The organism is Roseicella sp. DB1501 (genome assembly GCF_013112485.1).
Taxonomy (GTDB): domain Bacteria; phylum Pseudomonadota; class Alphaproteobacteria; order Acetobacterales; family Acetobacteraceae; genus Paracraurococcus.
In genome coordinates, this window is record NZ_JABFHG010000028.1 from 1 (window position 1) to 20,485 (window position 20,485).

At 71.6% G+C, this 20,485-nt stretch carries 22 protein-coding genes; 8 read left to right on the forward strand and 14 right to left on the reverse strand.

The window, feature by feature from the left end; all coding sequences use genetic code 11:
* Positions 1-1,048: MobQ family relaxase (gene mobQ, locus HJG45_RS27705; RefSeq protein WP_171617161.1), on the reverse strand; the 1,048-nt coding region annotated here is incomplete at its 3' end.
* 250 nt (positions 1,049-1,298) lie between these two features.
* Between mobQ and HJG45_RS27710 the strand changes: the two genes are divergently transcribed.
* From HJG45_RS27710 to HJG45_RS27725, 4 genes are all read left to right on the forward strand, one after another.
* Positions 1,299-1,757 (forward strand): GNAT family N-acetyltransferase, encoded by a 459-nt coding sequence (locus tag HJG45_RS27710; protein WP_171617163.1) that lies wholly within the window; start codon positions 1,299-1,301, stop codon positions 1,755-1,757.
* A 125-nt stretch (positions 1,758-1,882) separates the two neighbouring features.
* Positions 1,883-2,215: a conjugal transfer protein TraD gene (gene traD / locus HJG45_RS27715; RefSeq protein ID WP_171617165.1), complete on the forward strand. Its 333-nt coding sequence runs from the start codon at positions 1,883-1,885 to the stop codon at positions 2,213-2,215.
* Positions 2,211-2,543 (forward strand): conjugal transfer protein TraD, encoded by a 333-nt coding sequence (locus HJG45_RS27720; protein ID WP_368040692.1) that lies wholly within the window; start codon positions 2,211-2,213, stop codon positions 2,541-2,543. The genes traD and HJG45_RS27720 overlap by 5 nt, the downstream gene beginning before the upstream one ends.
* Complete coding sequence (locus HJG45_RS27725) at positions 2,540-4,189, forward strand: type IV secretory system conjugative DNA transfer family protein (RefSeq protein WP_368040691.1); 1,650 nt, start codon at positions 2,540-2,542, stop codon at positions 4,187-4,189. The genes HJG45_RS27720 and HJG45_RS27725 overlap by 4 nt, the downstream gene beginning before the upstream one ends.
* Before the next feature lie 10 nt (positions 4,190-4,199).
* Here HJG45_RS27725 and HJG45_RS27730 read toward each other — a convergent pair whose 3' ends face one another.
* The 8 genes from HJG45_RS27730 to HJG45_RS27765 all read right to left on the reverse strand — a co-directional run bounded on the left by HJG45_RS27730 (position 4,200) and on the right by HJG45_RS27765 (position 9,920).
* On the reverse strand, positions 4,200-5,102 hold the full coding sequence (locus HJG45_RS27730; protein WP_171617167.1) for a hypothetical protein: 903 nt from the start codon (positions 5,100-5,102) through the stop codon (positions 4,200-4,202).
* A gap of 9 nt (positions 5,103-5,111) precedes the next feature.
* On the reverse strand, positions 5,112-5,636 hold the full coding sequence (locus tag HJG45_RS27735) for a type II toxin-antitoxin system YhaV family toxin (protein WP_171617170.1): 525 nt from the start codon (positions 5,634-5,636) through the stop codon (positions 5,112-5,114).
* 3 nt (positions 5,637-5,639) lie between these two features.
* Complete coding sequence (locus HJG45_RS27740; protein ID WP_171617172.1) at positions 5,640-5,981, reverse strand: type II toxin-antitoxin system PrlF family antitoxin; 342 nt, start codon at positions 5,979-5,981, stop codon at positions 5,640-5,642.
* A gap of 446 nt (positions 5,982-6,427) precedes the next feature.
* Complete coding sequence (locus HJG45_RS27745; protein WP_171617173.1) at positions 6,428-7,357, reverse strand: replication protein RepA; 930 nt, start codon at positions 7,355-7,357, stop codon at positions 6,428-6,430.
* A complete protein-coding gene (locus HJG45_RS27750; RefSeq protein ID WP_217363064.1) occupies positions 7,357-7,653 on the reverse strand; it encodes a ribbon-helix-helix domain-containing protein in 297 nt (98 codons plus the stop codon). The genes HJG45_RS27745 and HJG45_RS27750 overlap by 1 nt, the downstream gene beginning before the upstream one ends.
* Positions 7,650-8,294: an AAA family ATPase gene (locus HJG45_RS27755; protein ID WP_171617175.1), complete on the reverse strand. Its 645-nt coding sequence runs from the start codon at positions 8,292-8,294 to the stop codon at positions 7,650-7,652. The genes HJG45_RS27750 and HJG45_RS27755 overlap by 4 nt, the downstream gene beginning before the upstream one ends.
* Positions 8,295-8,382: 88 nt before the next feature.
* Positions 8,383-9,036, reverse strand: a complete 654-nt coding sequence (locus HJG45_RS27760; RefSeq protein ID WP_171617177.1) for a recombinase family protein — start codon at positions 9,034-9,036, stop codon at positions 8,383-8,385.
* Complete coding sequence (locus tag HJG45_RS27765; protein WP_171617179.1) at positions 9,036-9,920, reverse strand: hypothetical protein; 885 nt, start codon at positions 9,918-9,920, stop codon at positions 9,036-9,038. Before HJG45_RS27765 ends, HJG45_RS27760 begins: the two co-directional genes overlap by 1 nt.
* A 346-nt stretch (positions 9,921-10,266) precedes the next feature.
* Here HJG45_RS27765 and HJG45_RS27770 point away from each other — a divergent pair, with 346 nt between their 5' ends.
* The 4 genes from HJG45_RS27770 to HJG45_RS27785 all read left to right on the forward strand — a co-directional run bounded on the left by HJG45_RS27770 (position 10,267) and on the right by HJG45_RS27785 (position 13,625).
* Entirely contained in the window at positions 10,267-11,409 is a 1,143-nt protein-coding gene (locus HJG45_RS27770; RefSeq protein ID WP_171617181.1) for a sensor histidine kinase, read from the forward strand.
* The gene (locus HJG45_RS27775) at positions 11,406-11,780 is read left to right on the forward strand and encodes a response regulator (RefSeq protein ID WP_171617183.1); all 375 of its coding nucleotides are present in this window, start codon (positions 11,406-11,408) and stop codon (positions 11,778-11,780) included. The genes HJG45_RS27770 and HJG45_RS27775 overlap by 4 nt, the downstream gene beginning before the upstream one ends.
* Before the next feature lie 162 nt (positions 11,781-11,942).
* Positions 11,943-12,362: a PRC-barrel domain-containing protein gene (locus HJG45_RS27780; RefSeq protein ID WP_171617185.1), complete on the forward strand. Its 420-nt coding sequence runs from the start codon at positions 11,943-11,945 to the stop codon at positions 12,360-12,362.
* 159 nt (positions 12,363-12,521) lie between these two features.
* Positions 12,522-13,625, forward strand: a complete 1,104-nt coding sequence (locus HJG45_RS27785) for an ROK family protein (RefSeq protein WP_171617187.1) — start codon at positions 12,522-12,524, stop codon at positions 13,623-13,625.
* A 217-nt stretch (positions 13,626-13,842) separates the two neighbouring features.
* On the opposite strand, the gene HJG45_RS27790 is transcribed toward HJG45_RS27785, so the two are convergent.
* The 5 genes from HJG45_RS27790 to HJG45_RS29090 all read right to left on the reverse strand — a co-directional run.
* Positions 13,843-14,940 carry a YsnF/AvaK domain-containing protein gene (locus HJG45_RS27790; protein WP_171617189.1) on the reverse strand — a complete coding sequence of 366 codons (1,098 nt, stop codon included), beginning with the start codon at positions 14,938-14,940 and terminating at the stop codon, positions 13,843-13,845.
* Entirely contained in the window at positions 14,937-15,428 is a 492-nt protein-coding gene (locus HJG45_RS27795; RefSeq protein WP_171617191.1) for a YsnF/AvaK domain-containing protein, read from the reverse strand. Before HJG45_RS27795 ends, HJG45_RS27790 begins: the two co-directional genes overlap by 4 nt.
* A 16-nt stretch (positions 15,429-15,444) precedes the next feature.
* The gene (locus tag HJG45_RS27800) at positions 15,445-16,392 is read right to left on the reverse strand and encodes a hypothetical protein (RefSeq protein WP_254452851.1); all 948 of its coding nucleotides are present in this window, start codon (positions 16,390-16,392) and stop codon (positions 15,445-15,447) included.
* Between the two features lie 412 nt (positions 16,393-16,804).
* Positions 16,805-17,953 (reverse strand): sensor histidine kinase, encoded by a 1,149-nt coding sequence (locus HJG45_RS27805; RefSeq protein WP_171617193.1) that lies wholly within the window; start codon positions 17,951-17,953, stop codon positions 16,805-16,807.
* A gap of 144 nt (positions 17,954-18,097) precedes the next feature.
* Positions 18,098-20,485, reverse strand: a 2,388-nt coding sequence (locus HJG45_RS29090; RefSeq protein WP_254452852.1) for an AAA family ATPase, incomplete at its 5' end; no start/stop codon positions are given.

The following is a 20,485-nucleotide window of genomic DNA, read 5'->3' on the forward strand; positions in this document are numbered from 1 at the left end:
CCTCGCCCAGCCGCAGCCCGTCCTCGGCCGCGAGGTGCACCTTGCGGCCCACTGCGACTGGGTCGGCCTGGTGCTTCCGCGACCCGGCCAACGCCGCCCCGGCCCCCTCCATCCGCTCCTCGACGGCCAGCATCTCGCGCGTGCTGAACCGCTCCCGCCCGCGCTCGTCCTCCCCGACCCACACCAGCTCCGGCGCCGCCTCCACCCGCGCCATCACCGCCGCGAACTGCTCCGCCCCGTCCGTGTGCCGTGACACGAACCGCGCCAGGTCGTGCCGGGTAAAGGTGGACTGCTGCCGCGTTAGCGCGTTCAGCGCCAGCGCCGGATCCTCGGCGATGCGCTCGCCGTTGCGCCGCGCGATGGCGTCGTGCTCGGCCCGCCGCTCCGCCTCCTCGCCCCGCTCCGCCCGCCGCGCCCCCGCCGGCCCCACCTTGTGCTGCGGCTCCAACGCGATGCCCTGCTCGGCGAGGGAGCGATGATCGATCCGCGCGTCGTGCCCCAGCTCGGCCAGCCGCGCGTTCGCCCGCTCCGCCCATCGCTCGCGCCAGCCGGTCAGAAGTTCTTTGCCGTTCCAGTCTCGCGCCTTCGCCCCGAACCCGTCTCCCTTCACTTGCCGCATCGTCAGCATGATGTGCGCGTGCGGCTGCGCTTCGCCGTCCGCCCCCACCCCCCAATGCATGTTCAGGTCTGCCACCATCCCTCGCGCGACGAACTCCTCCCGCACGAAGTCCCGCACCAGCGCCACCGCCTCGGCCCGCGACAGCTCCCGCGGCAGCGCTACCTCCACGTCGCGCGCGAGCTGCGCATCGCGCCGCCGCTCGACGGCCTCGACCTCGTTCCACAGCGTCGCCCGATCGCGCCACCCCTCCGGCGCACCCTCAGGCAGCAGGATCTCGGAATGCACGACGCCGGCCTTGGCCGTGAAGTCGTGCGTCCGGCCTAGCCGCTCGTCGTCCAGGCGCTCGGCCGCGCGATACGCCGCAGCAGCCACCGCCGACCGGCCCGACGCCCGCGAGATCACCTTAGCGGAGAAGTGGTAGATTGCCACGCGCCGGACCCTACCGGCGTCGGCCCGCCGGGGCCATCCCGGACGGCCGCCGTTCCGCGCACGTCACGCAGTGACGTATAAGCGCGCACTTCTCTGACCTCCTCCGCTGCGCTCCGGAGGCCCGTGACGAGTGGCGCGGGCGCGGTCCTCGTAATTCCAGAACAGGGCCGTAGTGGGCCATGACGTGGCAGCTCCGACCCTTACCGTCCCGCTCTACGAAGCCTGTCACCCGTGATCGAAGGCTCCAGACATGCCCCTCGCCCGTCTCGCCCACGCCTCCGATCTGTCCGCGCTCTTGGACCTGTTCGCCGCATCGGAAGTCAGTCGCACCGTCGAGCCAGGCGAGCGGGCCGAACGCACCTGGCAGGAAACCTTGGAGCATCCGGGTGTCCATGTCTTCGTGTCGGACGAGCGCGGCATCGTCGTGGCCACCTGCATGCTTGTCACCGCACCGAACCTTCTCCGCGGCGGACGGCGTCACGGATTCCTAGAAAATGTCGTTTCCCATCCCGGGCATCGCGGTCTCGGGCACGGCCGCGCCGTCGTCGGCGCTGCCCTCGCCCGGGCCTGGGCGGACGATTGCCACCACGTGCTGATGCAGAGCGGGCGTGCGGACCCTCGGGTGCATGCCTTCTACGAGGGCTTGGGCTTCGTGCCGGGCCTACGGATTGGCTACGTCGCCAAGCGGCCCGACGTACCCGCCGGGTGACCGCCTTCCACCACATCAAAACCGGCGCCTCGGTGCTCCTGCGGAACTGCCACCCTCGGACGGTGACGCGCCCTCCCTCCGCTGCTACGGGTCGCCCTCACAGTGAACAGGCGGCGAACACTGCCATGGCCCGCAAGCCGCGCGACTTTGATTCCGAACTCCAGGCCCTCATGGATCGGGCCAAGAAGCTCAAGGGCCAGAAGACCACCCAGCTCGGCGAACTCGTCCAGGTGACGGGCGCCGACGCCCTCCCCGTCGAGGCGCTAGCCGGCGCGCTGCTCGCCGCCGTCGAGCAATCGAGGAAGCGGCCTGACGCCGTGAAGGGGTGGACCGAGCGCGGCGAGGCGTTCTTTCGCGACGGCAAGCGGGGCGGCCGGGAAAAGGCCGGACCCGGCGACGCTGCGGGCGGAGCTGGCGCGAACGGCGCGGGCGCTGCGGCGGCTGGTACCGGCGATTAACCGCGCCGAGGCCGCCCGCGCCCGCACCGACACCCGCGACTGGGCGAAGGCACGCCGTGAGCGCACGCGCCACCTGATCGAACTCGGCGGCCTCGTCAGCAAGGCCGGCCTCGTGGAACTCACCGACGACGACCGCGCCACCATGCTCGGCGCCCTGATGGAGGTCGCCGGGCACCTGAGCGGCGCGGGCGACGACGATCCCGCCCACCTCCGCGCCCGCTGGCGCCGCGCCGGGATGCGCGCCTTCGCCGCCGACCGCGAGGCCGCCGCCGCGGCCGGCGTCACGGGGCAGGAGGAAGGGGACGCGGCGGGCGGGTTGCCCGCGTGAGGGCCGCCCTCCTCGCGGTCGCGGACGGCATCGGCTTCACCTGGCGCCTCGGCACCGCCCTCGTGCGCGCCGCCGTCGCCGGCGCCGTGGGGATGCTCGCCGGCCTCGTCGTCTTCGCCGTCCTCGGCCTCCTCGCCCCGAAGGAGTGGGGCAGCATCATCTGGAACGGCGGCACCTTCCTCGCCGGCGTCGTCGCCGCCGTCCTCGCCTTCGTCGCCTCCTTCCGCCGCCCCGCCGTGCCCGACGTCATGGGCTCCGCCGCCTGGGCCGGCGCGCGCGAACTCTCGGCCGACCTCGCCGCGCCCGCCCTCGCCCGTGACCCCGCCGCCCTCCTCGTCGGCCGCGCCGCCGACCGCCGCGGCGAACCGCTGCGCTACGCGGGGCCGGCGCACCTCCTGACGGTCGCCCCCACCCGCTCCGGCAAGGGCGTCGGGACCGTGCTCCCGAACCTGCTGACGGCGCCGCGGCCGGTGATCTGCGTGGACCCGAAGGGGGAGAACTCACGCATCGCCGCCCGTGCCCGGCGCCGCTTCGGGCCGGTATGGGTGCTGGACCCCTTCGGCGCCTCCGGCCAGCCCGCCGCCTGCTACGATCCCGCGGCGAGTCTCGACCCCACCTCCCCCGACCTCGCCGACGACGCCGCGACGCTGGCAGATGCGCTCGTCTTCGACCCGCCCGGCCAGGTCGCGGAGGCCCACTGGAACGACGAAGCCAAGGCCCTCATCGCCGGGCTGCTGATGCACCTCGCCTGCGCCGCCCCGGACGGCGCGCGCGGCCTGCCCGACCTCCGCCGCCTCCTCACCCTGCCGCCGCGCGAGTGGGACGCCCTGCTGCGCGCCATGCTGGCCGACACCGCCGCGGCCGGCGGGCTGGTGTCCCGCGCCGCGGCACGGCAGCTCGGCAAGGCCGACCGCGAGGCCGCCGGTGTCCTCTCCTCGGCCCAGCGCCACACCCACTTCCTCGACAGCCCACGCATGGCCGCGAGCATGGCGCGCTCGGACTTCCGCTGGCGCGACCTCCGCGACGGCAACGCGACGGTCTTCCTCGTCCTGCCCCCCGACCGCCTGGGCGCCTACGCCCGCTGGCTCCGGCTGCTGATCGCTCAGGGGATCGCGGAGCTGGCCCGCACGCCGCAGCGCCCCGGCACGCCGCCCGTGCTCCTGCTGCTGGACGAGTTCGCCGCCCTCGGCCGCCTCGAACCCGTGCTGTCGGCCGCCGGGCTGATGGCCGGCCTCGGCCTCCAGCTCTGGCCCATCCTCCAGGACCTCGCCCAACTCCGCGCCGCCTACGGCGAGTCGGCCGCTACCTTCCTCGCCAACGCCGGCCTCGTGCAGGTCGCCGCCCCGGCCGACCTCGACACCGCCACCTGGCTCTCCAAGGTGCTCGGCAACGCCACCGTCGAGTACGCCACCGCCTCCTCCGGCTCCTCCCGCCCCGCCGGCCTCGGCGCCCTCTCCGGTGGCCACGCCTCCGTCAGCGAAGGCACCTCGACGCACCTCGCCGGCCGGCCCCTGCTGACGCCCGACGAGGCCATGCGCCTGCCGCCGCACCTCCAGGTCCTCCTCCGCCCGGGCAAGGCCCCTGCCCTCGCCGCCAAGCTCCGCCACTACGACGACCCGGAGTTCGCCGGGCTGTCCGACGCGTGAGGCGGCGGGATCAGCCCAGCATGGCCTTGATCGCCTCCACCACACCGGTGGCGAAGAGGTTGCCGCTCGCTCCCTCGCACGTGGATCGGATGGACCCCAGCAGGTTGCGCAGGCGCCCCTGGTCCGGCTGCGGCTTCGCGGTTTCGGCCTGGAGTTCTGCGGCGTCTGCCTCCACCGCCGTGCGCAGGTTGGGCGGCAGCATCGGCGCGAGCTGCTGCATCTGTTGGAGGAGGCCGCGCACGGCTTCCAGGTCCAGCGCGGCGCCCGCGACTTGGTTGTTCTGGACCGTGGAGCCGCCCTCGACGTTGCCGGCGACCCCGATGTTCTGCGCGAAGTAGTTATTCGTCACGGCCACCGCCTTTGCTTTTTCGTTGAGGGTGAAGCTCATACCCTCGCCCAGCACGCCCGCGCGCTCCAGTTCAAGGGACCAGTCGAGGACGAACGTCCGCACCCTCTCGACGACGCCCCACACGCTGGTGCGCGCAATGGCCACGACGGACTGCGCGGCAAAGCCGATCTGCGCCGTGATCAACTCGTTGAGCTTGAGGTGGTGCGTGAGTCGGACGAGGCCGTCCTTCTCGTCCCTAGCGTGCCGCTCCAACTCGCCGATCGGCTGGAACAGGTAGGCCGTTGACATGATGTCGGCCAGCCATTCGTCGTGCGTGAGGATGGGGCACCACCCCCGCACGGGATTGAAGAATTGCGCGTGTCCATGGATGACGCGGTATGGCGGCAGGTCCTTGGGGGCTATGTCCTCGTAGCCGTTCGTCTCCTGCTCCACCCACTTCGCGGCGCTTCCGATGCCGAGCTTCGAACTAGCCACACGGGCGCGCCTTAAAAGGTCCGCCGTGGAGACGGCGCGGTCGAGGGCGTCGGCCTGGATCTGCAAGACGAGGGGAACGGGTTTGCTCACTTGCCCTCCCTACTCCGCCGTATCCACCACGCCGAGCCGTCGCGCCGCCTCCGGCGCCTCGGCTGCGGCCAGCAGCGCGGGCCAGTCGTCCGGCGGGTTGCCGCCCGCCAGCATCGCCGCGAACACCGCGTAGGGGTCGCTCGCGGCGCCGGCCTTGCGCAGCGTGTCGCGGTCGTTGACCCAGGCGTAGACGATCACCCGGGCGCGCGAGTCGGCACGGAAGAACAGCCGGAACCGCACCCCGCCGAACTTCGCTCGGAACCAGTGCCGGTGCGCTGGCCCCAGGGTGTTGCCCTGCCGGAACTCCGGCGCCAGCGGGTCGCGCGGGATGCGGTCCAGCACGAGGGCGCGGATCGCGGCGAGCAGCTTGGCATCGGCCTTCCCCCGCCACCCCTCCGGGTCCGCCCGCCTGGCCCGCTCCACGGCCGCCAGAAGCCGTCCGATCTGGTCCAGGAATAAGGGGTGGCCGAGGAGTCGCCAGCCGTGCCGCGCGAGGCCCGGTGGCCTCCCTGCCGGCCGAGCATCGCGAGCCACCGCCTACAGGCTCACCTCGCCCTCGATGGGCTCGTCCGGGTCCACCGGCCCCACCTCGGCCGCCAGCGCGTCCAGGCGGCCCGCCAGAGCCTCCGGGAGCGGCCGGACGGCCTCGGCCGGCCGGGCGGCGAGGTCGGCCTCCAGCAGCGCCAGGAAGGGCGCCAGCGCGGGGTCCGCGGCCTCCCCCCTCTCGGGCAGGGCGTGGACGGTGACGCGGCCCCTCTCCACCCGGAAGGCAATCCGCCCCCCATAGCCGACGCCGAGTGCCTGCCGAACGGCTTTCGGCACGGTGGTCTGGCCCTTGGCGGTGATGGTGCAGACCTCCTCGACGACGGCAGGCGGCATGGATTGGCTCCTCGCGACTCGCAGCGCCCTCTCAAGGTAAGGCGCTCTCCTTACCTTCTCAATGCTTTCTCTCAATGCCTTCTGTTCGACCCGCGCCGGAGGCGACGGGTTGAAAGTCGGGACGCCTTCCGTCCCGACCCCCTCCGGTCGCCGCGGCGCGCAGGGGCGGTCGGGGATGGCCGCAGGCCACCGCATAGCGGCGCGAGCGCAGCGAGCGTCCTTGACGGCCCCGAGCACCGGGGCATCGCGCTCTCGCCGGATGGGGGGTGATCCGCCGAACGGGTGTCTTAACAGTTTTCCACAGGTGGGCTCGCCAACTACCGGAAGATTATAGGCTTACATATCGGTTCTATATTATGTGCGCGACCAAGTGCTCGTGCCCGGCGCGACCAAGTGCTCGTGCCCGGCGCGACCAAGTGCTCGTGGATAAGTCGGTTTTCCACAGCTTAAGGGGTGGGGGGCTTCGGCGCCCGTGCCACGATCCGGGGTGCCACGGGGGGCCGGGATCGGTGCAGCAGAAGTCCATCCTCCCCGTCGTCCACCCGCGCGTCGGGGTACACCGTCATGACGCCGCGCAGCGTCTCGCGGAACTGCCGGCGGAAGTCGCGCTCCCGCGCGAAGCCCTGCCCGAACTGGTCACGCAGCGCCGACCACGAGATGGCCTGCGGCTTGCCGACGGGCACCCGGTGCAGCCGCTGGGCGAGCCAGCAGTAGGCGTCGAGCGCCAGCGCCGAGTGCGCCAGCGCCCGGATCGCGGGACGGGCCAGAGGCACCGCGTGGCTCTGGATGCTGGCGAAGTAGTCGTCGGACAGGCGGACCGTGCTGGGCCACAGCACGCGCTGGCGCGGATCGCGCGGCGCCCAAAGATCCAGGCCCGTCACCAGCGCGGCGTTCACCTGGGCGGCGCGCCCGTCCGCGAAGTAGGCGAGCCGCACCGTCGCGGCCGAAAGGCGCGCGAGCTGCTCCTTCACCGTGACGATGGTCCGGCCGTCGGTGGGGAGGCCCAGCTCGCGCACATAGGCGGTCAGGCTGTTCTCCACCTCCACCACTGGCGAACCCGTGCGGAGGGCCTCACCGGTGAGGTGGATCAGCACCAGCCGCGCCTTCTCGCCGAAGGGCACGCCGACGGTGCGGAACCCGCCCGCGCTCGGGTCGGCCACGGCCCCTGCCTCGATGCGAAGCGCGGCCCCGCCCTGCCGTCGCTCCCACGTCCGCGCGTCCCCGGGGTTGCGGAACGGCAGCCCGGTCTGCGTGAGAACGGTGTGCAGGAAGTCCAGCTCGAAGGGCGCGCCGCGGCGGAGCGTCTCGGCGGCGTCCAGAAGCCGCCGCGTCGTGTGCGACAGGGACGTTCCACCGCGCGGCGCCTCTTCGGGCATCACGAGAGTCCGCGCACCCGCTCCAGGGGAGCCACTTCGGGCTTCCCGTGCTTCGCGAAGAGGTCGTTCAGCGCCTCGGCCATGAGGTTCTGCACGGTGGTCTTCCGCTCCACGGCCAGCGCCCGAAGCTGCCAAGCCACGTCCTCGGGGAAGTGGGCCGCGATCTGCTTCGTCCCCACCCGCGTCCTCGGGCCGACAGCCGGTTCGCGCGCCGGGGCCGGCGTCGGCTCGGGCTCTCGGCGCCGGGTGCTGCCGGCTGCCGCCGCCACGGCAGCCAGGTTCGGCCGCTTGTTCACTGTGCCCGCTCCTTCTTCGACATGCCGACAATCTGACATATCGCATCGTAGAGGCGTCGAACATCCGACGCGGCGCGTCCATCCGGCTCGTATTCGGTCACGCTCTGCCCCGCCTGCGCGGCGTACTCGAACGCCACCCGCTGCCCGACGTGGACGGGACACACCGCCAGCCCCATGCCCGTGATCGCCTCGGCCGCCTGCTCGTGCCGGGTGCCCTGGGCCGGAACCGCGTTGAGGACCACCAGCGGTGGGCGCTTGGACCGGCCCTGCACCAGCTCCGCGGTCGCGCGAAGGGTTTCGAGGTCCAGGATGGACGGCTTGCAGGGAATCAGGACGAGGTCCGCGACCTTCGCGGCCTCGGCCGCGGCCTGTTCCACCCGCGCGGGCGTGTCCACAATGGCGAGGTCAACGCCGGCCTGGGCCGCCTTGGCGAGGGCGGCGGCGAGGCGGGCGGGCTGCGCGTCCATGACGGCAGGCGCCTCTGCGGTTCGGCGGTCGCCCCACCGGCACGCGCTGGCCTGGGGGTCCAAGTCTATGACGAGCACGCTCCGCCCCGCCGCTTCGGCCGCCACGGCGAGCGAGAGAGCCAAGGTCGTCTTACCCGTCCCGCCCTTCTGGGCGATCATCGCCAAGGTCTGCATTCCGACGCCTCGTATTGTCGACACATCGGATTAGAGACACTTCGGCACGTCGTCTAGCAGACAGTGCGACGGGCTTGTGGCTCCCGCCCTACGCCCTCGCCAGCACCGCCCGCACGCTGGCCGCGTGCCAGCGCCCGCCGCGGGGGGTGGGCACGCGGCGCTCTTCCAGCTCGCGCGCGACGGCGCGCAGCGACAGCCCTTGCCCGGCCAGGCGCTCGGCCAGCGGTCGCACCGCCTCCGCCCGCCGCGCCGCCCCCGCCCGATTCGCCGCCGCCGCCAGTGCCCTGGCGGGGCCGGCGTCCGGGTTGCCCAGCCGCGTGCCGCGCGCTTTCGCCACCGCCAACGCCGCCTTCGTGCGGGCCGAAATGGCCTCGCGCTCGTGCTGGGCGACGGCGGCGAGGATGTGGATCGTCAGCGGCGTGGCGTGCGGGTTGTCGCAGGCGACGAACGGCGCGCCGCCCTCCATCAGCCCGGCGATGAAGGCCACCGACCGCGCGAGGCGGTCCAGCTTGGCGATCACCAGCGTCGCCTTGCGGCGGCGAGCGAGGGCAAGGGCCGCGGCGAGCTGGGGGCGGTCGGCGCGCCGGCCGCTCTCGACCTCGGTGAACTCGCCCAGCAGCGCGGCGCCGGGGCGGGCGGCGAGGAAGCGCGCGACCGCCTCGCGCTGCGCGTCCAGGCCCAACCCGGAGCGGCCCTGCCGGTCGGTGCTGACGCGGTAGTAGGCGACGAAGGCGGTCGTCATCACGGCTCCCCACCCGCTCCGGCTGCCGGCGCCGGCCCCTGCGTCCAGCCGCACACCTGGCAGGCCGGCACCGGCGTCGCCCCCGGTTCTTGCGCGAACAGGCCGACTTTGTAGGAGCCGCAGGACGCGCACCGGTCCGGGATGCCGCGCCGATGCCGGAACACGGCGGTGCCGTAGATGCTGAGCACGTGCTGCGTCAGCTCATGGGCGAGGAGACCGTCGGCCCGGGTCGCCCCGTGGGCGTGCGTCAGCCAATTGACGAAGGCCCAGCCCGACTTCGCCACGGCCTTCAGGTAGCCCCGCACGCACTCCGCGCTGGCGCCGCGCGCGACGTGCTCGGCGATGAGGCCGCACCACGCGACGACGTTCGCGCGCTGGGGCGGGTCGGTGCCCTCCGGCACCATCGAGGGGTCGCCCAGCGCCCGCACCATCGCGACGAGGCACTCGCGGCAGCGCATGCCGACGGACTGGAAGTCCTCGGCCTCCTCGGCCTCGTCCAGCACCTCCCCCGCCTGCTCCCACCGCCGCCATGCCGCGGGGAATAGAAGCTGCTCGGCTTCCTCGACGCCGGGCTCGTGCCGCGCCGCCATGCGGGCCATCAGGCCGACGTGGAAGGTGAGCGTGTAGTCCAGGCTGGGGAACAGCCGCTGGGAGTACAGGTTGGTCGCGCCGGTGATGACCCACCACCGCTCCTTGTCGGTCCGCACGTCCCAGCACTCGTGCTTCGCGCCCAGCACGTGCTCCGTCAGCACCTTCTCGGCGTGCACGACCGTCTCGCCCTTCGCCTGCCACTCCACGTAGGAGGCGATGGCGTCCACGTCGTCACCGCGGCGGCGCAGCACCAGCGCGGGGAGCGCCTCGTGGGGAACGGCGGGCGGCACCACGCACGGCTCCCTCAAAGCCTCCTTCGCGGGCCTCCCAGCCTTTCTCGTCACGGCGGGCCGTCTCGCGCTGCCGTTCGGGGTCTTTGCCATGCAGGGATTCGATGCCGCCGGTGCCGTGGTGTTGGGACTCTAAACGGTGGTTTAGAGTTCCTACAATGACGGGGAGCCGCCGTAGCGGCACACAACAAAGCAAGCCAAGAGAAAGAGACTTACCAGGTGGCCTGAATCCACCAGCAGGTCAGGCTGGTGTCGGGTTGCCCAAGAACAACGATCAACGTCGGGCGCCCTGGCCTCGGCGCCCGGCTTCCTGCTGCGGCGCCGCAAACCGCCCGTAAGAGGAGCGGCCATGCCCTCAGAAAACAAGCAGCCCCCGCTCGCTCTCAAGGACCAGCCGGAGCGCATCCGCGAGCTGACGCGCGAGCGGGACGCGCTGGTCACCGAGAACGAGGCGCTCCGCAACGCGCTGGCGGCCGCGAACCTCGCGCTCCGAGAGGGTGAGGAGCACCTGCGCCTCATTTTTGAGAGCGCGACCGAGTACGCCATCTTCACCCTTGGCCTCGATGGCTTGGTCACGGCTTGGAATCCGGGCGCCAAGCGTTTCCTCGGCTACGAAACCGAGGACATCCTCGGCCATTCCGCGGACGTCATCTTCATGCCCGAGGACCGCGCCGCGGACGTGCCCGAGATCGAGATGAGCCGGGCTGCCAACGAGGGCTGCGCAGCGGATGAGCGCTGGCATGTGAGACAGGACGGCTCCCGCTTCTGGGCGGCCGGAATGATGATGCCTCTGCTCGACAGCGGCGGGGAGCTGCGAGGTTTCCTGAAGATCCTGCGTGACCGAACGGAACAGCGCCGCGAGGAGGAGCGCCGTCGGCTGCTGCTCCGCGAACTGGACCACCGGGTCAAGAACACGCTCGCCACCGTGCAGTCGGTCGCGGCGCAGAGCCTGCGCTACGCCCCGAATCCCGCCGCCTTCCGGAAAGCCTTCGACGCACGACTCCTGGCCCTCGCCCGCGCGCACGACATGCTGGCCCGCGGCGGTTGGGAGGGGGCTCCGCTGCGCGAGGTGATCGAGCGGACCCTGGAGCCCTACGCCACGGATGGCGAGGCGGGGCGGGTCTCGGCCGACGGCCCGCCGGTCCTGCTGGCGCCGAACGCCGCCGTGACCCTCAACCTCGCCCTGCACGAACTCGCCACCAATGCCGCGAAGTACGGGTCGCTGTCGGCGCGCGGCGGCCGCGTCGATGTTACCTGGACACTGGGGCGGCGGTTCAACGACGATGTGCCGGCGGTCGAGATCCACTGGCGCGAGCGCGGCGGCCCTCCCGTGCGCCCGCCCGAGCGCCGGGGCTTCGGCTCGCGGTTGCTGGAGCGCGCCTTGCCGTACGAGTCCGGCGGCGAGGTCAGGCTCGACTTCGCGCCACAGGGCGTCGAGTGCCGTATCCGGCTGCCGCTCCCGCCGCCACCCGAGAAGGAGGGGGCGCCATGACGGACCCAGGACTGGACGGCCTGCGCGTGCTCGTCGTTGAAGACGAGGCGATGGTCGCCATGCTGTTCGAGGACACGCTCGCCGATCTCGGCTGCACCGTGGTCGGCCCAGCGGCCAGCGTCGCCGAGGCGCTGGACATCATCGGCCGGGACACCATCGACGTGGCGCTGCTCGACATGGACCTCGCGGGCGAGGCGAGCCACCCCGTGGCGGACGCACTGACCGCCCGCGGCGTGCCCTTCGCCTTTGTCAGCGGCTACGGCGCCGGGGCGGCGGACGGCAGCGGCCACGCCGGGGCGCCGATCATCTCCAAGCCTTTCACGCAGGCGACTTTCGCGGCGACACTCGGGCGCCTTGCCGGTCAGTGGTAGGGTCTTCCGGCGGGCGCAGACCCTAGTTCCAGCAGCGAACCCAGAAGCCATCGGGAACGGCGTTGCCCGTGAGACACCTGCGAGGGCAGCACTGTTATCTCACTCCAAAACCGGGGCTCGACAGCGGCGTTACAGATTTTTCATGCAACAAGGGTCTTAGCCATGCATCGCCGCCAGAATCTGCTCGCCGCCGTTGTCTTCGCATCAGCAATGGTACTGGGCGCCGCCGTCTCGCCATCTCTCGCGCAAACCTCCCCTGCCGCTCCAGGCGCCGCCACCAGCAGTGGCACCGCAGCCCCTACCGGTCTCGCTGCGGGTCAGACGCGGGCGAAGGGGCTCATCGACCGTGACGTCTACAGCTCGGACGACGTCGAGATCGGAGAGGTGGAGGACCTGATCCTCGATGCACAGGGGCGTGTCGTGAGCGCCGTCATCGAGGTGGAGGGCCGCCTTGGCTTCACCGATAAGTACGTGGCTGTCCCCTATGACCAGCTGCGCCACGACGATGCGCGGCGCCGCATCAACCTTCCGATGTCTCGCGACCAGCTTCGTGCTCTTCCCGGCTTCCGCTACCAGGATTGAGACAAAGCTACCGTCGCGCGGAGGCGTGAAGGGGCGCTGTCGCTGGGCGGGGCGGCCTTCGCGGCCGCTCCATCGGCGGGAGCGGACTATCAGCCCCGCGCGGCGCTTTCTTTCGGAGTTCGGCAAGGCAGAACGGCCACACGGGGGCATCTTTTCAGCATGAACCGAGATGCGGAGCCATCCCCGACCCTTGGACGGCACGGCGCCCGCGACCTGCCCTCGGTGCGGGTGGACGCCTACAACGCCGAGCTGAGCGAGCCCGGCGGCGAAGGCTTTCTGGGGGACCGCGCCAGCAACCGCGCCTTCGTCGAGATCCTGGAGGACTGGCGGCAGCGCGTTCACCGGGGCGGAGGCGAGGATCCGCTGGAGGATGCCGTGGGCGAAGGCACGGCCACGCACGACATCGATCGGGCCGACCTCGACGATTTGCTTCATGACGCCGAGGAGGGCCCGGAAGCCGCGGGCCTCGTCCACTCGGCCATCGAGGACTTCGCGCAGGAGATGGCGGGCGTGGTCCGGCGCTTTCTGCGCATGGAGGAGTGGCGCGGCACCGAGCGGATCGCGGTCGGCGGCGGCTTCCTCGAAGCGCGCATCGGCATCATGGCGGTCGGACGCGTCGGCGTGCTGCTCAAGGCCGGTGGCGAGCGGGTGGACATGCGGCCCGTCTCGAGGCACCCCGACGAGGCGGCGCTCTGCGGCGCCGCCCACCTCGCTCCGCCCGAGGCGCTGGCCGGGGCCGACGCGATGCTGGCGGCGGACATCGGCGGGACCAACATCCGGGTCGGGCTCGTCGGACTGCGGCTGGACCAGGCGCCCGACCTGTCGAGGGCGCACGTGGTCTCGTCCGAGCGCTGGCGCCATGCGGACGGCGAGGCGGACCGCGACGAGGCGGTGGCCCGGCTCGCGGGACTGCTTCGGAACTTGGCCGACGAGGCGGAGGACAAGGGACTGCGGCTTGCCCCGTTCGTCGGGGTGGGCTGTCCAGGCATGATCGCCTCCGACGGCACCATCGAGCGGGGAGGACAGAACCTCCCCGGGGGGAACTGGGAAGGCCCTGATTTCAATTTGCCAGCAACCCTGGCGTCGGCGTTCGGAAAGCTCGGCGACCGCCGTCCCGACTTCGTCCTGCACAACGACGCGGTGGTCCAAGGTCTGAGCGAAACTCACACCATGCAGGACGTGAGCCGCTGGGGCGTCCTGACGATCGGCACCGGGCTCGGCAACGCTCGCTTCAGCAACCACAAGCCGGGTAGGCGAGGTTAAGGAGGGCACCTCGGTGGCCATAGCTTCCAGCCAGGATGGCGCGCTTCGAGTGCCTTAGAAACTGACCGGTGCGGCGAATACTGGCTGGAGCATGAGAGCACGCCACCCTCAACTCAGGCTCGCTGGTGGCAACAATGGAGCCCCAGTTCAGCCGTCACTCACCTGCCGAGTTCAGGGCGGGAGCATGCTCCCGCCCTGCCCAGAGGCTTAGCTGGCTTCAGCTCTTCCGAGAGGGATTGGTTCCGCTGATGTTGGTCCCGAGCGTGTTATCGACCGCACGGCTGGCCATCGTGCCCGGAGGGTTGCCCGGCGTACCGTCGGCCTGATCGGGGCGCGCGCCGCTGACATTGGTGCCGAGCACCTCATCGACGGCCCGGCTGGCCTCCGTGCCAGGAGGATTCACCGTGCCCGCGAGACCGGTGTTGCCGCCGGTCCGCGGCGCACCCGTCGTGTCGTCCACCTCGACCTCGGTGCGGCGCACCGTGTCCTGCACCGTCTCGGTGCGCTCCGTGGCATCCTTGCGGATCACCAGTTCCTCGACGACGCGCGCCTGCTTGGACACCACCGCCTCCTCATCGGTCTCGGTCGCCTCGATGGTGCGCTCGCGGAAGGCGTTGTCGGCATCGGTCAGGGGACGATCCACCGCCCGGCGCTCCACCTCCACGCGCTCGTCGCGAAGGTTAACCTGTTCGGTGACGGGGGTCTCGACCACGTAGGAGCGCACCCGCACCCGGCCGCGCTCCACGTCGCGCTTGCCGACCCGTACCTGCTCCTCGACGATCGGGATCACCTCCTCACCGCCCGGACGGGCGGAGGTGGCGGTGGCAGCCGTGGTTACGGGGGCGCTCGTTGAAGCAGCAGGAGGTGTGGTGCCGACGGCGGCGATGCCCAGCACAGGGGCGGACGGTGAACTCGCCACGGCCGCATCCGTGCCGCCGCTGGCCTGATACCCCGTCCAGCCCGACTGCCGCCACTCGGCCTCGCGGCTGTCGAGATCGATGGCATCGTTGTTCTCGAGGATGGTCATGGCATGGTCGAGCACGCCGTCCTCGACTTCCGCCGACACCACGACCCCACCGCGCCGCATCCCCTCGGCGTAGGTGTAGCGGTCCTCGTCCGGCACGAAGAGGTCCTTCAGCGATGCCCAGAAGCCGCGGTCCTCGTCGGGCACCGTCGTTCTCGTGGTCGTGGCCACCGTATCGGCCGCATAGACCTGGATAAGGTCCCGGTCGATGTTCAGCTCCTGCGTCAGCTGGCGAACGGCCGCCTCAGCCTGGGCCCGGTCATCGAACATCGCGGTGATGGTACGTGTCATCGTGCGCTTTCCTCGCTGTTATTGGTGATGTGGCCAACCCCCTCCACCGTACCTGGTGAGGATGCAGTAGCGTCGTGGGGCGGCAGTCTCTCGACCGTGGCGCGCTGCACCCGTCTCTGGACGGATTGCTCCACGGCCGTTTCGGTATCGACAAAGCGCAGCCGGATCTCCTCTTTGAGGATGAGGCGCTTCTCGATGACCAGGATTTCCTCGACCACGGGTACGACGAGAACGTCGCCCTCCTGCCGGGTTTGCGGTGCTTCCGTCACCTCATGACCGAGCGGGACGCGCTCGACCTCGGCCTTGCGGCTCCGCAAGGTTTCGCGGACCACCTCCTCGGCCGTCTGGGTCGTGACCGAGACCCGGACGAGGCCTGTCTCAATCTTTCGCTTGCCGATACGGACCACCTCTTCCGCTAAAGAAAGAACCTCCTCGGCTCCTCCCTCGCGGAAAGGATCGCCCGAGGGCTGGGCGGAATCACCGCCCAACCCCCGATCATCCGGGTCAGGCGACACGGCTGCCCCGGAAGGTGAGCAGGTCCCGTGTTCCGCGACGGGCGCCGAGCACCGAGGCGATCGCGCCGAGGAGCATGATGCCGAACACCGCGAAGGCGGCTCTCGCAGCGCCGGAGGCCGTGGCATCCGCCGCACGGCGCGCGGTCTCCTCGGCGCGCTGCGCGGCTTGCGTCGCCTGCTGCTCGGCCTGCTGAACCCGCGCCTGAGCCTCCTGCGGGCTGATACCGTACTCGGCGGCCACCAACTGGTTCAGGCGGTCGCGGTCCGGCTGCGGGAGTTGGCCGTCCGTCACCCGCCGGGTCGCCAGCCGGCCGATCTCCGCCTTGCGCTGGTCGGAGGTCATCGCCGCCGGGTTGCCGCCAGCCCCGTTCAGCGCCTCCTGCACCCGGTCGACCACGCCCTGGGTCGCCGCCTGGAGCGTGCCGGTATCCACCCGATTGGCGGCCTGCTGGCCCACCGCGGACACGGCCGAGCCGGCCCCCTGCGCCACACCGCCCAGCAGGTTGGAAGCCCCGGTCGCGGCGGTGGAGGCGATGCCGGAGACCAGGTTGCCCAGCAGCGCGGCCGAGATCAGAAAGCTGGTGCCCCACACCGCCAGTCCGTGCAGGGTTCCGTCGGTGTTGTCTGAGGTGCCGGACAACCGCGCGGCGGCGTAGCCGCCCACCGCCAGGCCGATCAGGTTGGACACCAGCACCCAGATCGCCGCACCGATGCCGAAGGACGAGGCGGAGGGCGTATCGCGGGCCGCGGCATCGACCGTGGTGGCCCCGATCCCGGCACCAAGGGCGTTCAACATCAGCCCGATCGTCAGCGCCACGACAGCGCCGGCAATCACGGCGCCCCATGAGACGCGCGAGGGAAGCGAGGGGGCACCCTCAGAAAGCACCGCGGCTGTCGCCGCGCCCTCATAGCCAGTTTCAGGAGTGCCGGTCTGCATGATCCACATCCAATGCTGTCAAGGTGCTGAGCGCTCGGCGCGGTGGCCGGCATATGCAGCAAGCCGTGAGCGCTTGGAGACGGGGCACGTTTCACCCCACCCTCCCACCATCACATCACTGCGGGACCGGGTCCACCAGGCATGGGTGAGGGCGGCACAATCGTTGGTCCAGCGGGATCCGGCATTTCCGGCCCTGGCGAGGGAACAGGCATCTCCGGACCGGGTCCTGGGGGCAGGTCCGGGCCAGGGGTAGGCACCTCGGGCGTCCCGTTGCCGGGCGGCATCTCGGGGTCACCATCAGGGGTGGGGATCTCGGGGGTGGGTTGATCGGACATTGTGGAACCTCCATCCTCACAACGCGCCGGTAAGGAAAATCGCTTCCCGGCCCACCGTCAGCGGGACGAAACTCTGTTCAACCTTGCCGCGGCAGGCACACCACAATCCGTCCGCCGGATGCGTCACGGTCCACCGCGATCCCTCCCGAAGGCCCCCGCGCAAAGGCGGTGACGAGACGCATGCCAAGGCCGCACGAGCGACGGGGATCAAAGTCGGCAGGAAAGCCCTCTCCCTCGTCCTCGACCGTGATCTCGCCCGCATCGGGGAGCCAACGATAGAAGAGGCGCACCGTTCCCCGCCCGTATTTCAGGGCGTTGGTGACGAGTTCCGCCGCAACGAGGCCGAGTGTCGGGGCGCCGTCTGCGGGCCAAGTGTCCGGGTCGGCGGCGGCGAGTTCGACCGACCGGCCGCCGCCGGCATCGGCGAGCGAGGCGCGGAGGTCGGCCACAAGGCCATCGAGATAGGCGGGTACATCCACCTCGAGGAGCGAGGTTCCCTTGTAGAGTCGGTCGTGCACGGCCGCGATCGTCTTTACCCGCGCCGCCGCCTCCTCCAGCCCCCGCCGGGCATCCCCCTCCAGTTCCCGCACACCCAGCAAGAGGGTGCTCTGCACGAGTTGGAGCGAGTTCTTCACGCGATGGTGGATCTCCCGCAGCAAGAGGGCTTGTCGCTCCTCGGCCTTCCGCCGTCCGATCTCCCGCTCGATCGCGATGGCAAGCGTGTTCGCGAGGGCTTGGAGGAAGAGAATGTCATCGGCCACGAACTCGCCAGGATCGGGGCTGTCCGCTTCCAGCACGCCAAAGGGTTCGGCATCCCCGCGCACGATGACGTTGATCGCTCGCCTTATTCCGTGTTCGGCCATAAGCGCGGGCGTGCGGAAGCGCGTCTCGCCGGAGAGGTGGTTCGACAGCACTGGCTGGCCAGTCTGAAGCGCGAAGCCCGCGGGGCTCGCCAGGTCAGCCCCAACCGTAGCCTCTCCGACCACGCCCGGACGCCAACCAACGCCCGCCCTAACGAGGAGGCGGCCCTCACCGGGGAGCCGCTCCAACACCTTCGCGAGCGGACAGCCAAGACCTTCGGACGCGAGCCGCGCCGCCTCGTCGAGCGCCGGCTGTAGCGTCGGCTCGCGGAGCGCGAAAAGCCCGAACTCGGCAATCGCCCTCTGCTGCAAAAGCAGCCTCGCCACGGCGTCCCGGTCCTCCCGGGTGTCGTTCGCATCCGTCATCGAAGCTTTGTCTCGCATTCTGATAGCCCGCCCGGCAACTTGATACGGCTGATCATGTCGATGCGGGCCAGCCGCTCCGGTCGCAAGCCCTTCTCATCCTCATCCCGTTCTGGGCGTGGCAATATGCCCGATGGTCGCTGTTCATTACATTCGCATCCCGCGCCCCTGTCGCAGACCCAGGCGCTCCTGCTCGGCCTCGCGCTGCCGCTCGACGGCTCGCTGCCGGTCCTCATAGGCGCTCCGCCCCGCACGCTCGGTCGACAGCGCTCGCGCGACGCCGGCCAAGCCCTCACGCGGGCGCTCCTCCTCGGGTGCACCCCGCTCCGCCTCCGCCCGCCGTAACACCCCCTCCACGTCGGAGCCCAGCCGCCTTCCGGCCGCCTCCGCAAAGACTCGCAGCTCCGCCGTCACCGACGGCTTCGCCACCACCTCCCGTGCCCATACCTCGGCCACCGCCGCCCGCTCCCGCGCAAGCCGCTGCCAGCTCTCCTCCCCCGCCGATCCTGGGGCGCCGCTCCCCTCCCGCGGCGCGGCCTCGACCGCTCGCACTGCCTCCCAGGCCGCCCGCGACAGGCCCGGCACCTCTACCGCGTCGCGTTTTCTCTGCCCCTCCACCAAGGCGGCGTGCTCCCGCATCGCGCGCTCCCGGTCCTTTGCTTCCTGCCTCAGGCTTCGCCCGATGGCCTGTGCGGCGCTGACGGCGCGCACCCGCTCGTCCTTCGCCGCTTGGCCCGCGAACCAGCCGTTCCGGCCGCGCAGCGCGCCGAGCATCTCCGGCCCCTCCCCCGCCAGCACCGCGGCAGCCCTTGCCAGGTCACTGCCTTCGCGCCGGATGAGACCACTCAGCCGCCGCCCGGCCTCGTCCGGCTCGCGGTACGCCCCGTACAGCCATCCCTGCCGGTCTGCGGCATGCCGCAGTATCCAGGGGTGCACATCGGCCGCCGCGGCAAGGTCCGCTGGCGTTGTACCCCGCCCGAGGCTGTCCCGGCCCTGCGGGTCGCGATGCACTGGCAACAACGGCGCCGGTGCGATCTCAGCCGCGGCTGCACCGAATTCCCGCCGCGCCTCGGCCGCGCTCGCCCGCGCTTCGGCGCCCAGCTCCGCGGCCCTGCGACGTGGGCGGGCCGGCCCGCCCGATCGCCGCACCACGATCTCGCTTCGGGGCGCCAGCGGGTGCAGGCCCCGCCGCTCCGCGAACGCCGCCCCGTAGTCCAGTATCGTGTCCTTCGCCCGCTCTCGCGACAGGGTGCGCGCCAGCCCTTCCCGGCTCCCCACCGCCTCCGCCGCCCAGTGGAGAGAGACACCCTCCCGGTGTCGCGTCAGAGCGACATAGGCCATGTGCCGGTCCATCCCCGTCCCGGCCAGCACGTGCGCCCGGTCCACCGTTACACCCTGCGCCTTGTGCACCGTGGCGGCATAGCCGTGATCCAGGTGCCCGTAGTCCCGCAGGTAGAAGGTCACGACATCTCTCTTCCCTGCTGGCCCACCGGCCCCGTCCAGCGCCACCGTCAGCCGCTCGCCCCCGGCCTCCACGACGAGCACCGTCCCGAGCGTGCCGTTCTTCACCGCGACGCCCCCAAGCCCGCCGGGGCCGGCTCCCAGCGCGCGCTCGTTGCGCAGGAACATGACCCGGTCGCCGGCTGCCATCGCCCGCTCGCCGCGCTCGGTCGCCACGACCCTCTCCGGCCCTAGTTCCCCGGCCTCCCGCAGTCGCTCCCGCGCGAGGGCATTGAGCGCTGCCACGTCCGCGCGCGTGTGCGCCAGCATGATCCGGCTCTCGCTCGGACTCTCCTGACGCTCCCGCGCCCAACCCGCGACCACGGCCGCCCGTGCCTCGTCCTGGGTAGCGTGCCCCACGACCATCCCGGCCGCCGCATAGCGGTCCAGCGCGGTGCCGGTACGCCCCGTCGCCAGCTCGCGCGTGGCGTCCCGCTGCCACTCCACCCGCTGCCGCCGGACCTCCGCGATCTCTGCCGCCCCGTGCCGCTCGGCCAGCGCCCGGAATGCTGCCCCCGCCTCAATGGCCTGGAGCTGCTCCGGGTCACCCACCAGTACCACCTTCGCCCCGGCCTCCCGGGCCTGGGCGAGGACGCGCTCCATCTGCCGCGAACCCACCATCCCCGCCTCGTCTACCACCAGCACGTCGCGCGACGTAAGCCGGTCCGCCTCGCGCCCCTCCTTCCAGCCCCATTCGAGGGAGGCGAGGGTGCGGCTCTTGATGCCCGACCCGGCCTCCAGGCCTTCGGCCGCGATGCCCGACAAGGCCGCGCCCCGGACCTGGTAGCCCTGCGCCTCCCAGACCTTCCGCGCGACGCCGAGCATCGCGCTCTTGCCCGTCCCCGCGTAGCCGACCACGAGCGTCAGGTCCCAGCCTTCGGTGACGTGGCGCACCGCCCTCTCCTGCTCCTCGCCCAGCCGCAGCCCGTCCTCGGCCGCGAGGTGCACCTTGCGGCCCACTGCGACTGGGTCGGCCTGGTGCTTCCGCGACCCGGCCAACGCCGCCCCGGCCCCCTCCATCCGCTCCTCGACGGC

What these genes read in the sequence shown, in the direction of transcription:
- HJG45_RS27710 (WP_171617163.1), top strand. Translation starts at nt 1,299, where the DNA reads ATGCCCCTCGCCCGTCTCGCCCACGCCTCCGATCTGTCCGCGCTCTTG.
- traD (WP_171617165.1), top strand. Translation starts at nt 1,883, where the DNA reads ATGGCCCGCAAGCCGCGCGACTTTGATTCCGAACTCCAGGCCCTCATG.
- HJG45_RS27740 (WP_171617172.1), bottom strand. Translation starts at nt 5,981, where the DNA reads ATGCCGCCTGCCGTCGTCGAGGAGGTCTGCACCATCACCGCCAAGGGC.
- HJG45_RS27745 (WP_171617173.1), bottom strand. Translation starts at nt 7,357, where the DNA reads ATGCCCGAAGAGGCGCCGCGCGGTGGAACGTCCCTGTCGCACACGACG.
- HJG45_RS27755 (WP_171617175.1), bottom strand. Translation starts at nt 8,294, where the DNA reads ATGCAGACCTTGGCGATGATCGCCCAGAAGGGCGGGACGGGTAAGACG.
- HJG45_RS27760 (WP_171617177.1), bottom strand. Translation starts at nt 9,036, where the DNA reads ATGACGACCGCCTTCGTCGCCTACTACCGCGTCAGCACCGACCGGCAG.
- HJG45_RS27770 (WP_171617181.1), top strand. Translation starts at nt 10,267, where the DNA reads ATGCCCTCAGAAAACAAGCAGCCCCCGCTCGCTCTCAAGGACCAGCCG.
- HJG45_RS27775 (WP_171617183.1), top strand. Translation starts at nt 11,406, where the DNA reads ATGACGGACCCAGGACTGGACGGCCTGCGCGTGCTCGTCGTTGAAGAC.
- HJG45_RS27780 (WP_171617185.1), top strand. Translation starts at nt 11,943, where the DNA reads ATGCATCGCCGCCAGAATCTGCTCGCCGCCGTTGTCTTCGCATCAGCA.
- HJG45_RS27785 (WP_171617187.1), top strand. Translation starts at nt 12,522, where the DNA reads ATGAACCGAGATGCGGAGCCATCCCCGACCCTTGGACGGCACGGCGCC.
- HJG45_RS27790 (WP_171617189.1), bottom strand. Translation starts at nt 14,940, where the DNA reads ATGACACGTACCATCACCGCGATGTTCGATGACCGGGCCCAGGCTGAG.
- HJG45_RS27800 (WP_254452851.1), bottom strand. Translation starts at nt 16,392, where the DNA reads ATGCAGACCGGCACTCCTGAAACTGGCTATGAGGGCGCGGCGACAGCC.
- HJG45_RS27805 (WP_171617193.1), bottom strand. Translation starts at nt 17,953, where the DNA reads ATGACGGATGCGAACGACACCCGGGAGGACCGGGACGCCGTGGCGAGG.